The organism is Dactylosporangium sp. NPDC006015 (assembly GCF_040614215.1).
GTDB lineage: Bacteria > Actinomycetota > Actinomycetes > Mycobacteriales > Micromonosporaceae > Dactylosporangium > Dactylosporangium maewongense.
This window is the reverse complement of sequence record NZ_JBEXUD010000022.1, coordinates 116,566-129,424: the sequence shown is the minus strand read 5'-3', so window position 1 is coordinate 129,424 and position 12,859 is coordinate 116,566. Positions and strand designations below refer to the sequence as shown.

The window sequence follows — 12,859 nt, the reverse complement described above, 5'->3', positions numbered from 1 at the left end:
CTACTTGAGGTCGCTCTCGGTGTAGTAGCCCGAGTCGATGAGGACCGTCTTGTAGTTCGACTTGTAGACGATGACCGGCTCCAGGAGGTACGACGGGACGACCTTCACGCCGTTGTCGTAGTCCTTGGTGTTGTTGGTCTCCGGCTTGCCGCCTTTGAGGACCGCGTCGGCCATCTTCACGGTGACGTCGGCGAGCTTGCGGGTGTCCTTGTAGATCGTCGCGTACTGCTCACCGGCGATGATGGACTTGACCGACGCCTTCTCCGCGTCCTGGCCGGTGACGATCGGGTAGGGCTGGCCGGCGGTGCCGTAGCCGCTGCTCTTCAGCGCCGACAGGATGCCGATCGAGAGGCCGTCGTACGGGGACAGCACGCCCTGGACCTTGGTGCCGCCGACGTAGGTCTTGGTGATGATGTCCTCCATGCGCTTCTGCGCCGTGGCGGGGTCCCACCGGAGGATGGCGACGGTCTTGAAGTCGGTCTGCCCGGACTTCACCACGAGGGTGCCCTTGTCGATGTACGGCTTGAGCGTGTCCATCGCGCCGTTGAAGAAGAAGGTGGCGTTGTTGTCGTCGGGCGAGCCCGCGAACAGCTCGATGTTGAACGGCCCGGTCGCGGTGCCGTCGCTGCCGTCCTCCTTCTTCAGGCCGAGGCCGACCAGCAGCGACGTCGCCTGCTGCACGCCGACCTTGTAGTTGTCGAAGGTGGCGTAGTAGTCGACGTTCGGGGACTTGCGGATGAGCCGGTCGTACGCGATGACCGGGATCTTCTTGTCCGCGGCCTGCTGCAGCTGGGTCGTGATGGCGGTGCCGTCGATCGAGGCGATGATGAGCAGCTTGGCGCCCTTGGTGATCTGGTTCTCGATCTGGTTGACCTGGGTCGGGATGTCGTTCTCCGCGTACTGCAGGTCGACCTTATAGCCGAGCTTCTCCAGCGCCGCCTTGACGTTGTTGCCGTCGGCGATCCACCGCTCGGAGGACTTCGTCGGCATCGTGACGCCGATGAGGCTGCCCGCGCCGGCGGCGGCGCCCGCCTCCTTGTCGGCGGTCTTCTCGGCGGAGCCGCAGCCCGTGACGCCGATCGCGACGGCGAGGCTGAGGCCCGCGGCGGCCAGTGCTCTGGTGAACTTCATCTGGGGTGTCCTCCACGGTGTACGCAGGGTGCAGCGCCCGGTGACGGCTCATGTGAGCGCTATCAACGGTGCCGGCAGAAATCTGTGGGTGTCTTGGTCATGGAGGACTTGAAAGCCGGTAAACGTTTCAAGTCCGTGGCGGGGGTGTTGCTCGGCACAGTGTTAACGCTCACAAATGAAGGTGTCAAGACACCATCGGATCACGAAATGGGAGGATGGTCGTCATGCGCCTGCTCGCCGGCACCACCGGCCCGGGATCCGCCGACCGGCCCGACGCGGTGACCGTCGACGGCCGGACCCTGTCCTCCGAGGCACTGCTCGGCGCGGCCCTCGCGGTCGCCGCGGACGTGCACGGCGCGGCCACCGTCGCCGTCGACGCGACCCCGTCCCTGGAGACGGTCGTCGCGGTCGTCGGCGGGCTCCTCGCCGGCGCCGCCGTCGTGCCCGTGCCGTCCGACGCCGGCCCGGCCGAGCGCTCGCACATCCTCGACGACTCGGGGGCCTCGGTCGTCCTGGACACCGTCGACGTCACCCGGCGCTCGTCGATCAGCCTGCCCACGCCGGCGCCCGAGTCCCCGGCCCTCATCATGTACACCTCCGGCACCACCGGCGCACCCAAGGGCGTCGTGCACACGCACGCGTCGCTCGAGGCCGGCGTGGACGCCGTCGCCGACGCGTGGGACTGGACGCCGGACGACCGGCTCGTGCACGGCCTGCCGCTGTTTCACGTGCACGGTCTGGTGCTCGGGGTGCTCGGTGCGCTGCGGGCCGGTTCTCCGCTCGTACACACGCGGAAACCGCAACCTGAGCGGTATGCCGCCGCCGGTGGGACCCTCTACTTCGGCGTGCCGACCGTGTGGTCGCGGATCTGCGCGCAGCCCGCCGCGGCCCGGGCGCTGTCCCGCGCGCGGCTGCTCGTCTCCGGCAGCGCCGCCCTCCCCGTGCCGGTCTTCGAGCGCCTGCGCGCGCTGACCGGCCACACACCCGTCGAGCGGTACGGCATGACCGAAACCCTGATCACGATCAGCAGCCGCTTCGACGGCGCCCGCTTCCCGGGGGACGTCGGCGTCCCCGTGCGCGGCGTCGAGACCCGCGTCGAGGCGTCCGACGGCGACATCGGGGAGCTGTTGGTGCGCGGACCCATGCTGCTGCGGCGGTACGTCCACCAGCCCGCCGACCTGGTGGACGGCTGGTTCCGCACCGGCGACATCGCCCGCAAGACCCCCGACGGCCGGCACCGGATCGTCGGCCGCGCCTCCACCGACCTCATCAAGTCCGGCGGCTACCGCATCGGCGCCGGCGAGGTCGAGGACGCCCTGCTGGCGCACCCCGCGGTCCGCGAGGCGGCCGTGATCGGCACCCCGCACGCCGACCTCGGCGAGGCGGTCACCGCGTACGTCGTCGTCTCCCCCGGCGCGGCGCTGGGCGCGGATGACCTCGTCGACTTCGTCGCCAGGCAACTCTCCGTGCACAAGCGGCCGCGCGTGGTGCACCTGGTCGAGGCGCTACCACGCAACGCCATGGGCAAGGTGCAGAAGAAGCGCCTCGGTGGTCCTATGCTCTGATGTGCCGGACCCAGCGGACGCGGGCCGGCTCGATGGCTGGTGGTGGTCGTGGTGGAGACAGGCAGAATTCTGCGGTTCGACGAGGTGCGTGGTTACGGGTTCATCGCCCCCAACGCGGGCGGCGAGGACGTGTTCGTCCACGCCAACGACTTCGGCGAGCAGCGGCACCTCGTGCATCCGGGGATGCGCGTCGAATACGAGGTCGAGGAGGGCGAGCGGGGCCTGAAGGTCGCCACCGTGCGCATCCTCGACGCGCCCGCGCGCCGCGAGCACGCCCGGCCGTCGCGGCCCGTGCACCACGACGACGAGGACGCCGAGCCCGGCGACGACGACGGCCTGTGCGACGTGCTCAGCAGCCGCGAGTTCTCCGCCGAGGTGACCGAGCTGCTCATCCAGCACGTCCCGTCGCTCACCGGCAGCCAGATCTCGCAGGCGCGCCAGCATCTGGTCAGCTTCGCGCGGACCCACGGCTGGGTGGAGAGCTGAGGATGAGGGTCCTGTTCATCGGCGGCAGCGGCATCATCAGCTCCGCCTGCACCGACCTGGCCGTCTCCCGCGGCATCGACCTGTACGTGCTGAACCGTGGCACCAGCACGACCCGGCCGCTCCCGCCGGGCGTCACGGTCCTTCGCGGCGACATCCGGGACCCGCTGTCCGCCCGCGCCGCGCTCGACGGCCTGACCTTCGACGCGGTGGTGGACTGGGTCGCGTTCACGCCGGAGCACGTGCGCACCGACGTCGAGCTGTTCCGCGGCCGGACCGGGCAGTACGTCTTCATCAGCTCCGCGTCGGCCTACCAGACCCCGCCGGCCCGGCTGCCCGTCGTCGAGTCGTCCCCGCTGCGCAACCCCTTCTGGCAGTACAGCCGGGACAAGATCGCCTGCGAGGACCTCCTCGTGCGGGAGTACCGGGAGTCCGGGTTCCCCGCGACCATCGTGCGCCCCTCCCACACGTATGACCGCACCCTCGTGCCCTTCGACGGCGGCTGGACCGCACCCGCCCGCATGCGCGCCGGCCGCGAGGTCGTCATCCACGGCGACGGCACGTCCCTGTGGACCCTCACGCACCACACCGACTTCGCCCGGGGCTTCGTCCCGCTGCTCGGCCACCCCCGCGCCATCGGCGACGTCTTCCACATCACCAGCGACGACGTCCTCACCTGGAACCAGATCGCCGAACACATGGCCGCCGCGCTCGGCGTCACCGCCAAGCTCGTCCACGTCCCGTCGGACGCGATCGCCGCCGCCGACCCGGACTGGGGCGCCGGCCTCCTCGGCGACAAGGCCCACTCGATGGTCTTCGACAACAGCAAGCTGCGCGCCCTGGTCCCCGACTACGTCGCCACCGTCCCCTTCCACGTGGGCGCACGCGAGATCGTGGCCTGGTTCGACGAGGACCCCTCCCGCCAGACCGTCGACAACCACCTCGACAAGCTCATGGACGACCTGGCCGCCCGCTACCGCACCGGCTGATTCCCGCGTTCGCACCGGCCGCGATGCGGCGGGGCGGGACACTGGGGTCGGGAGATCAGCGCGAGGACAGGTCATGAGCCGGGACCCGACCGGGGACGACGAGGCGGAGCGGTGGACGCGGTTCGCCCACGCCCCGCATCCGCCCGCGACGCACCCGGGCCGGGTCCGGAAGGCCGTCGCGGTCTACGTCGCGGCGGTCAGCGCGGTCGCCTGCGCTGCCATGACCGAGCTCGGCCGGCTCGACCACGAGTCCCCGTCGGCCGACTTCGCCACGCCGCTGTTCTGGACGGCGATCGCCCTGACCGTGCCGCTGGGCCTGCTGTGGCACGCGTGGCTCCCGCTCGTCCTCGACGTCGTCAACGTTGCCGGCCATCTCCCGGCCGTCCTCTTCGGACTGTCGTTCGGCGTGATCGCCGCGGCGAACGCCGCCCTCGTCCTGACCCTCGTGTCCGCCGCCAGATCCCTGTGGCGCCGGACCAGGCACCATCGCTGAGCCGCCGCGCCGGTCCTGGGACCAAGACCGGCGCGGCGGGGTCAGTACAGCGTCAGGAGCAGGTCACGCCGTTGAGCTTGACGTTGCTCGGGGCGGGGGTGGAGGGGCCGTTGGCGGTGAAGCCGACCGACACCGACGCGCCCGCGGCGAGGGACGGGGCCCAGGAGGGGCCGGCGGCGGTGAACGTGGTGCCCGACTGGGTCACCGTGGCGTTCCAGCCGCTGGCGAGGGTCACGCCCGACGGGACCGTCCACGTGATCGAGAACGGGTTGACCGCGGCGCTGCCGGTGTTCTTCACCGTGACGGCCGCCTGGTAGCCGCCCTGCCACGCGTTGTCGATGCGGACGGTGGCGGTGCAGGAGCCGGTGCCCGTGTTGCCGGACGGCGACGTCGAGACCGACGGCGAGACCGAGCGCGACGGCGAGACCGAGCCGGTCGGGTTCGTGCCGCCGACGGGCGGGATGAGGTACGGCTGCAGGATCGACTGCTTCTGCTGGTTGACCGTCTTCCAGTCGTCGCCGACGATGCCGCCCGTGTCGCCGGAGTTGGGGTTCCAGGACCAGTAGGTGAAGTCCATGCCGGTGACGCCGGTGCCCATGTACTCCATGAGCTTCTTCAGCCACAGCACGTCCTGCGGGCTCTGCAACGTCGAGCCGAACTCACCGACGAGCACCGGCGCGATGTTCTGCTTCTCCAGGTAACCCCAGAACTGGTCCCAGATGGCGGGGAGGTTGTTCGGGAACGCCGGGTCGTCGAACCACGCCTGGTGATAGACGGAGTTGCCGTACTCGTGCGCGGAGTAGACGAGCTTGTTGGCCTTGTTGAGCCGGACCGGGAACTGGCCGGCCTTCGACAGGTTGCCGCCCCACCAGCCGCACGGCTCGTCGGGGATGTTGTCCCACGCGTTGGCGTTGCCGCCGCTGGGGCAGCTGACGCCCTCCACGACGATGAGCCAGTTGGGGTTGACCTCCAGGATGGCGTTGCCGGCGCGCTCGGCGGCCAGGCGCCAGTCCCGGTTCACGTCGCCGCAGCCCCAGCACGACCCGGTGCCGTTCGGGTCCGTACCGTCCGCGTGCGGCTCGTTGTGCAGGTCCGCGCCGATGACGGTCGGGTTGTTGGCGTAGTGCTGGGCGAGCGAACGCCAGTTGCTGATCCAGGTCGCCTCCGGCGTCGCCGACACGTACCAGAGGGCGCTCTGACCGGCGCTGGTCGGGCGGTGCCGGTCCAGCAGGATGCGCATGCCCTTCGTGCCGGCGTAGGCGACGACCTTGTCGAGGATCTGCAGCGGGGTCAGGCCCTGCAGGTCGGGGTTGGTGTAGCCGTCGACGCTGTTGGCGGTCGCGCCGGGCTTCAGGGCGTCCTCGGAGAACGGCACGCGCAGCGTGTTGTAGCCGAGGCTCGCCATCTGGTCGATGTGGTCGCGCCACGGGCGGGCCCACAGGCCGTGGAACGTCTTGTTGTCGGTCTCCATGCCGAACCAGTTGATGCCGGTCAGGCGCACCGGGTTGCCGCCGGCGTCGATGATCTGGTTGCCGCGCGTGCTCAGGTAGCCCGTGCCGGTGCCGCCCACGGCCGCCGACGCCGTGCTGTTGAGCCCGATGACGGCGACCGCGCCGACGACGGCCAGGCTGCTGGCCGCGACGGCGGCCCAGAGTCTTCTCACCACACCCTCCTCAGTCGAAACTGCCACCGGGACGGGAGTCGTGGCAGTGGCAGGCCGACGCTAGGAGCGGGCGATCGCACGTGTCGTCGCCGCCGCCACGGTACGAGCAAAACCGCAGGTCAGCCGGGCGTGAAGGGCGAAAGTTACATCGTGGGAAGCTGCGCCAGCAGCTTGCTGTGCGCGTCCAGGACCTGCTGGGCGGCGGCCTTGGTGGCGGGGTCGGCGCCGTTCTTCGCCTCCGACCCGCACAGCGCGGTGGTGCCGGTCAGGTGGTCGCGGAGCACCTCGAGGGCCTTCGCCGGCTGCTGCGCGGCGGGCACGGCGCGGATCGCCGCCATGTCGGCGTCGACGACCATCCCGGGCAGGTCGTGCCCGGCGTGGATGCTGGAGTCCTCGACGGCGCCACCGTCCGCGAGGGCCTTGCGCAGCGCGGCGAGCTCGGCCCGGTGACCGTCGGCGGCGGAGCGGGCGATCGGCGTGAGCGCCGGGTCGCCGCCGGTGACGATGAGGTCGAACAGCTGCCCGGCGCTGGTGTTCAGGGAGATCATCAGCTGCAGGTACGCGATGTCCGTCGGGTTCAGCGACGTCACCGCGACCGGTGCGGTGCTGCGCTGCGCCGTGGGGGCCGTCGGCTCGTGGGCGGGCCTCGCCCAGAGGACCACGACGGCGAACGCGGCGACCAGCACGATCAGGACCGCCCCGACCCTGCGCCAGCCGTCCCGCCCCCGCTCCCCCGCCTCATCGACCGCCTCGATTTCCGCTGCTTCCGCGGTACCGGTGGAGTCCGCGCTTTCAGAAGCCTTCGGTGCTTCCGAGGCCTCCGTCACCGCGGCCTCCTCAACCGGTGCCTCGGTGGCCTCGGCGGCGGGCGCGTCCGAGGTCTCTGCTTCCGGGGCCTCGGCCGGTTGGTTCGACATCACCGGCCGCCACCCCCGCCGCGGCGGGGAGGGAGGTCCACCGCGGTCGGGGTGGCGGCCCCGACCGACGGTGCCGCGGTGCTGTGCGCAGCCGCGGTCCGGTCCGCGGGGTGCAGGCGCAGCCCCGGCAGACCTGTGGACACGATCCGGGCGGTGGTCACGCATCGACGGTAAACGCCGGAACCTGCGGAGCGCATTAGCTGAACTTTAAGATTTGTCCTGGTCGCCCCGACGTTCTCCGGCGCCGCGGATAACAGTTTTTCCGCAGGTCACGCACCGAAGTGGTTGGTCTGCGTATTGTTTTCGCCGACCTGGACGCCATTGGATTTGGTGATGGTGAAGCCGGGCCGGGCCGGCAGCAGCCGGGCGATCTCGGCCGCGAGCTCCGGGTCCTGCGCGAGCGCGGCGCGCACCTGTGCCCGCACGATCTCGGCGAGGTCCTCGTCGGCGGGCGACCCGGCGAGATCGACGACCGCCCCCTCGATCTGCGCGCCGCGGCCGGACCGGAAGAGCCGCGCCAGCACCCGCCGCCCCACGCCGATGGTGCCGTCGACGGTCGCGTCACTGGCCTGGTCGGCGACCCGTTGGACGACCGCTGTGCCGTACGCGCCGACCGCCGCGGAAACGAACGGCACGACCGCGCTGGTGACCTCGCCGACATCGATCATGACAACCTCCCGGGAAACGTCACCGCCTGTGTAGCACGCCCGGTCGAGGCGGTCAGGTCCCGATGCGGGTGACGGTGCCGTGCGGGGCGCCCTGCCACCACATCGCATCGACGAGGAAGGCGGCGTCGCCACCGGCGGAGATGAACTGCACGACCAGCCGGCTCGGCTCGGTCTGCCCCCGCGACACGGAATACCCGTCGCGGGGCGTCGCCGTGACGACGGAGACGGCACCATCGCGGATGCGGATGACCGCGTCGCCGCCCTCGGACCGGAACGAGCGCAGGTACGTGTCGACGCCGTCGGAACCGGTCGTCACGGTCCAGCCGTCGACGACGCGGGCGGGCGCGGCGGTGGTGACCTTCGCGGTCGGGGTGGCGGCCGCGGACGTGCGCGGCACCGCCGAGGTCGGCGCCTGCGGCGTGGTCCCGGCGGCCGCGGGCGGCGACACCGGCGTGGTGAGCGGCGGCAGGCCGGGCTGCGGGATCAGGTCGCCCGGCCCGCGCGCCTCCGCGGCCGGCACGGGCAGCGAGTCGGACGGCACGGCCGTGCGCAGCACAGGGCGCAGCGCCAGCGACGCGACGCCGATACTCGCCGTGGTCGCCAGGCACCACAGCAGCACCGGCACCGCCGCACGTCTGACCCGCACCGGCAGATCTTCTCACCCGCCCCGCTCCACATGGCAAACCCGGCGGTTACCGTGTTGCCATGCCGCTGATCCTGCTCGTCGAGGACGACGTCGCCGTGTCCGGCGCCCTGTCCAGGGCGTTGACCGACGCCGGTCACGTGGTGCGTCCGGTCGGCAACGCCGGGTCCGCGCTGCGGGTCATCGCGACCGACCCGCCCGACCTGGTCATCCTCGACCTCGGGCTGCCGGACATGGACGGGCTCGACGTGCTGCGGATGCTGCGCGGCATCTCCAACGCGCCGGTCATCGTCGCCACCGCCCGGCGCTCGGAACGCGACATCATCCGGCTGCTCGACGCCGGCGCCGACGACTACGTGACGAAGCCGTTCTCCAGCGCCCAGATGTCGGCGCGGATCAACGCGGTCCTGCGCCGCGGGCAAGGCACCCCCGGACCCGCCGCCGTGCCGGCGGGCGTGACGATCGGCACGCTGCACGTCAACCCGCAGCAGCGGTTCGCGTCCATCGGCGGCCAGCCGCTGCAGCTGACGAAGAAGGAGTTCGATCTGCTGGCGTACCTCGCCCAGCGGTCCGGCCGGGTGGTGAGCCGGCGGGAGCTGCTGACCGAGGTGTGGCAGCGCCCCGACAGCTCCGGCGAGGACCAGACGATCGACGTCCACGTGTCCTGGCTGCGCCGCAAGCTCGGCGAGAGCGCGACCCAGCCGCGGTATCTGCGCACGTTCCGCGGGGTCGGGGTCATGCTCGTCGACCCGGACCAGGCACCCGCACAGCCATGAGAAACGCGCTCATGCGCCTCTCGTTCGCGATCACCTCGATGATCGCGCTGGCCTTCCTGGTGCCCCTCGCCTACGTCACGAAGGAGATCGCCCACGACCGTGCCCTGGCCGAGGCCCGCTACCAGGCCGACGCGATGGTCGCCGCCCTCGCGTCCACGTCCGGCAACGGATCCGGCGCCCTGGACCGCGCCGTCGCCACGGTGCCGGCCGGGCAGAGCGGGCGGCTCGCCGTGCATCTGCTCGGGGAGCCGACGGTCGGCACCAGCCACGCCGCCGCCGTTGAGGTGGACCGCGCCGCCACGCAGGGCAGGTCGCTGACCGTCGACGCGCCCGGCGGCGTCGCCTACCTCCAGACGGTCGTCCTGGACGGCGACCGGACCGCGGTCGTCGAGGTGTACGTGTCCGACGGCGACCTCAGCCGCGGTGTCGGCGCCGCCTGGCTGGCCCTCGCAGGGCTCGCGGTCGTCCTCATCGGCGGCTCGATCCTGGTCGCGGACCGGCTCGGCGCGCAGATCGTGCGCTCCACACAGCGCCTCGCGGAGGGCGCCCGGGCCTTCGGCGACGGCGACCTGCACGCCCGCGTCGAGCCGGACGGCCCGCCGGAGCTGCGGGACGCGGCGCGCAGCTTCAACCGCATGGCGGACCAGATGGTCGCCTTCGCCGACGCCGAACGCGAGCTCGCCGCCGACCTCTCCCACCGCCTCCGCACCCCGCTGACGGCGCTGCGCCTGGACGCCGACGCGATGCCGCCGGGCCCGATCGGCGAGCGCATGCGCCAGGCGTTCGACGCCCTCGACGACGAGATCGAGCAGATCATCACGACCGCCCGCCGGTCCGCCGCCGACCGCGTGCCCGAGAGCACCGACCTGGTCGAGGTCGTCGCCGACCGCCTCGCGTTCTGGTCGGTGCTCGCCGAGGACCAGCAGCGCCCCTGGCGGGTCGTCGGCGGCCAGGAGCCCGTGTGGGTGCCGGTCGCCGAGTCCGACCTGGTCTCCGCGGTCGACTGCATGCTCGGCAACGTCTTCCAGCACACCCCGGAAGGCACCGGCTTCGAGGTCCACGTCTCCCCGCGCGGCCTCATCGTCGACGACGCCGGCCCCGGCATCGCCGACCCGGCGCGTGCCCTCCGCCGCGGCTCCAGCGGCGCCGGCTCCACCGGGCTGGGCCTGGACATCGTCCGACGCGTCGCGGAAACCGCCGGCGGCCGCCTCGTCGTGGAGCGCAGCCCGCTGCGCGGGGCGCGCGTCGCCGTCGTCCTGGAGCCGGTCGCCCTCACGACCCCGCCGCCCCGCCCCCAGCGCCGCGTCGTCCGCTGACGCACCGTCGGCGGACCCGGCCGCGGTGAGCGCCTCAGTCGTCCTCGTTGCGGGGCGGTGGCAGGCTCGCCGCGAGCCGGTCCAGGCTGGCGAGCACGGCGGTGTACCCGGCCTGCTGCGTCTTGCCGTCCTTGCGCTGCTCGCCGAGCTTCCTGCGCAGCTCGGCCACCTTGTCCGCCGCCTTCTCCTCGTCGCCCTTGGTGATGAACCGCTCGATCTCGTCGAGCCGCTTGTTCAGCTCCCGCGCCGACTCGGTGGAGAGTTGCCCGGCCCCCGCCTGCTCGCTGACGGTCGCGCGCGCCGCGGCGAGCGCGTCACCGGGCAGGCTCGGGGACGGGGCAGCGCTGGTCGGCGCGGCACCGGACGTCGGGGGCGCGACGGCCGCCGAGCTCGTCGGGCCGGCGCCTGACGACGGCGAGCCGTCGCGTCCGGCCATGATCGCGGCCGTGACGGCGACGACCGCCACGAGGACGACGACCGCGGCGAGCGCGACGCCGATCGGTCCGATCCCGGTGCGGCGGCCCGCGGGAGCCACCTCCGCGGCCGGCGTCACCGGCATCGACTGGGTCGGCGCGACGACGGCCGCGGTGGCCCGGACCGGCTGCCGCGCGGCGGGGACGGCGGCGGTGGGGACGGCGGCGGTGGGGACGGCCGGGAAGGCTGCGGTGGCGGCCGGTGCCGTGCCGTCACCGAGGTGCTGCAGCAGGGCCCGGGCCTCGGCCGCCGTCGCCGGCCGGTCGTCCGGTCGCTTGGCCAGCAGCCTCGCGAGAATCCCGTCCACCCGCGGCGGCAGGCCGGGCCGGACCGTGGAGGCCGGCACGACCGGCTGGTTCACGTGCTGCCACGCGATCCGCATCGGCGTCTCGCCGGCGAACGGTGGCTGCCCGGTCAGCATCGTGTACACCACGCACCCGAGCGCGTACACGTCGCTGCGGGCGTCGACCGGCCCGCCGGTGATCTGTTCGGGCGCCATGAACGCGGTGGTCCCGAGCACCTGCGCCGACGCGGTGAGCTCGGCCTGCCCGGCGCCGGTGACGCGGGCGATCCCGAAGTCGCAGACCTTCACCCGGTCGGCGCCGGCGCCGGTGAAGAGGATATTGGCCGGCTTGACGTCCCGGTGGATCACCCCGGCGGCGTGCGCGGCCTCGAGCGCGTCGCAGACCTGCACCGCGACGGCGGCGGCAGCCGCGGGCGGCAGCGGGCCGGCGACGAGCCGGTCGGCGAGGCTCCCGCCCTCCACCAGCTCCATCACCAGGAACGACACCGCACCGCCGAAGTGCGCGTCGGCGTCGGCGCCGACGTCGTGGATCGCGACGATGTTCGGGTGCGACAGCCGGGCGACGGTGCGCGCCTCCCGGTCGAACCGCTCCCGCGCCATCCGGTCCACCGCGCCGGCATCGGGCAGGACCTTGACCGCCACCGCACGGCCCAGCCGGCGGTCGAATCCCAGCCACACCTCGGCCATACCGCCCCGGCCCAGCACACGCCGAAGCTCATACCGACCGCCCAGCACAACCTCGACCACGGCCTACCCTGACACAGCCCGGCCCGCATCGCACAGCCGGCGGCCGGGGCGCCGGTCACCGGCCGGTCCCGCAGGACCGCCGGACGGCGTCACACGCCCACCCGGGCCCGGATCACGGTGATCAGCGCCTCCTGGACATCAGCCAGGGAGCGGTCGGGCTCGAAGACGAGCCAGTCGACGGCGACGACGAGGCAGACGCCGAACAGCGCCGCCGCCGCCATCCGGACGTCCAGCGCGGCGTCGAAGTGACCCTCGTCGACGCCGCGGCGCAGGGCGCCGGCAATGACGTCGACGGCCTCGCTGCGCAGGAGCTGCAGCGTCTGATGCCACTCGCGGTTGGTCCGCCACATCTCCGAGAGCAGCAGCTGCGCGAAGGAGCGGTGCCGTTCGATGTACGCCAGCTCCGCCCGGATCAGCGCCAGGACCGCCTCGGGCGGCGACACGCCCGCGACGGCGGCCCGGAAGTCGGCGGTGAGCAGGCCGACGCCGTGCCGCAGCAACTCCTCGAAGAGGGCGTTCTTCGAGGAGAAGTTGTAGTAGACGGTGCCCTTGGCGACACCGGCGCGCAGGGCGATGTCGTCGACGGTCGTGGCGGAGAACCCGTGCTCGGCGATGAGCTCCATCGCCGCGTCGTACAGCCGCTGCCGGGTGTCGGTGCGCCGCCTGGTCCGGCCGTCCTCCGCCACGTAC

The 12,859-nt window shown here is 72.5% G+C and carries 14 protein-coding genes; 6 read left to right on the top strand and 8 right to left on the bottom strand.

Going from position 1 to position 12,859, the window contains the following annotated elements; genetic code table 11:
- Positions 1–1,131: a multiple monosaccharide ABC transporter substrate-binding protein gene (gene chvE, locus ABZ321_RS33240; protein WP_344504393.1), complete on the bottom strand. Its 1,131-nt coding sequence runs from the start codon at positions 1,129–1,131 to the stop codon at positions 1–3.
- Between the two features lie 224 nt (positions 1,132–1,355).
- On the opposite strand from chvE, the gene ABZ321_RS33235 reads away from it, so the two are divergent.
- The 4 genes from ABZ321_RS33235 to ABZ321_RS33220 all read left to right on the top strand — a co-directional run bounded on the left by ABZ321_RS33235 (position 1,356) and on the right by ABZ321_RS33220 (position 4,661).
- A complete protein-coding gene (locus tag ABZ321_RS33235) occupies positions 1,356–2,696 on the top strand; it encodes an AMP-binding protein (protein WP_354898686.1) in 1,341 nt (446 codons plus the stop codon).
- Between the two features lie 48 nt (positions 2,697–2,744).
- On the top strand, positions 2,745–3,182 hold the full coding sequence (locus tag ABZ321_RS33230; RefSeq protein ID WP_344504391.1) for a cold shock domain-containing protein: 438 nt from the start codon (positions 2,745–2,747) through the stop codon (positions 3,180–3,182).
- Between the two features lie 2 nt (positions 3,183–3,184).
- Positions 3,185–4,168, top strand: a complete 984-nt coding sequence (locus tag ABZ321_RS33225) for an SDR family oxidoreductase (RefSeq protein ID WP_354898682.1) — start codon at positions 3,185–3,187, stop codon at positions 4,166–4,168.
- A gap of 73 nt (positions 4,169–4,241) precedes the next feature.
- Positions 4,242–4,661 (top strand): hypothetical protein, encoded by a 420-nt coding sequence (locus tag ABZ321_RS33220; protein WP_354898679.1) that lies wholly within the window; start codon positions 4,242–4,244, stop codon positions 4,659–4,661.
- A 52-nt stretch (positions 4,662–4,713) separates the two neighbouring features.
- On the opposite strand, the gene ABZ321_RS33215 is transcribed toward ABZ321_RS33220, so the two are convergent.
- The 5 genes from ABZ321_RS33215 to ABZ321_RS33195 all read right to left on the bottom strand — a co-directional run bounded on the left by ABZ321_RS33215 (position 4,714) and on the right by ABZ321_RS33195 (position 8,555).
- The gene (locus ABZ321_RS33215) at positions 4,714–6,288 is read right to left on the bottom strand and encodes a cellulase family glycosylhydrolase (protein ID WP_354898799.1); all 1,575 of its coding nucleotides are present in this window, start codon (positions 6,286–6,288) and stop codon (positions 4,714–4,716) included.
- A gap of 179 nt (positions 6,289–6,467) precedes the next feature.
- Entirely contained in the window at positions 6,468–7,241 is a 774-nt protein-coding gene (locus ABZ321_RS33210; RefSeq protein ID WP_354898676.1) for a DUF305 domain-containing protein, read from the bottom strand.
- The gene (locus tag ABZ321_RS33205; protein WP_344504385.1) at positions 7,241–7,402 is read right to left on the bottom strand and encodes a hypothetical protein; all 162 of its coding nucleotides are present in this window, start codon (positions 7,400–7,402) and stop codon (positions 7,241–7,243) included. Before ABZ321_RS33205 ends, ABZ321_RS33210 begins: the two co-directional genes overlap by 1 nt.
- A 108-nt stretch (positions 7,403–7,510) precedes the next feature.
- Positions 7,511–7,909, bottom strand: a complete 399-nt coding sequence (locus tag ABZ321_RS33200; RefSeq protein WP_344504384.1) for a hypothetical protein — start codon at positions 7,907–7,909, stop codon at positions 7,511–7,513.
- Positions 7,910–7,961: 52 nt separating this feature from the next.
- Positions 7,962–8,555: a DNA mismatch repair protein MutL gene (locus ABZ321_RS33195; RefSeq protein WP_354898673.1), complete on the bottom strand. Its 594-nt coding sequence runs from the start codon at positions 8,553–8,555 to the stop codon at positions 7,962–7,964.
- A gap of 59 nt (positions 8,556–8,614) precedes the next feature.
- On the opposite strand from ABZ321_RS33195, the gene ABZ321_RS33190 reads away from it, so the two are divergent.
- Together ABZ321_RS33190 and ABZ321_RS33185 are read left to right on the top strand one after the other, a co-directional pair.
- Positions 8,615–9,328 carry a response regulator transcription factor gene (locus tag ABZ321_RS33190; RefSeq protein ID WP_344504382.1) on the top strand — a complete coding sequence of 238 codons (714 nt, stop codon included), beginning with the start codon at positions 8,615–8,617 and terminating at the stop codon, positions 9,326–9,328.
- Positions 9,325–10,644 carry a HAMP domain-containing sensor histidine kinase gene (locus tag ABZ321_RS33185; RefSeq protein WP_344504381.1) on the top strand — a complete coding sequence of 440 codons (1,320 nt, stop codon included), beginning with the start codon at positions 9,325–9,327 and terminating at the stop codon, positions 10,642–10,644. Before ABZ321_RS33190 ends, ABZ321_RS33185 begins: the two co-directional genes overlap by 4 nt.
- Positions 10,645–10,678: 34 nt before the next feature.
- Here the strand turns inward: ABZ321_RS33185 and ABZ321_RS33180 are convergent, their stop codons facing one another.
- Both ABZ321_RS33180 and ABZ321_RS33175 read right to left on the bottom strand, forming a co-directional pair.
- Positions 10,679–12,157 (bottom strand): protein kinase, encoded by a 1,479-nt coding sequence (locus ABZ321_RS33180; protein WP_354898796.1) that lies wholly within the window; start codon positions 12,155–12,157, stop codon positions 10,679–10,681.
- Positions 12,158–12,258: 101 nt separating this feature from the next.
- Entirely contained in the window at positions 12,259–12,855 is a 597-nt protein-coding gene (locus ABZ321_RS33175) for a TetR/AcrR family transcriptional regulator (protein ID WP_344504380.1), read from the bottom strand.
- Positions 12,856–12,859: the final 4 nt, after the last annotated feature.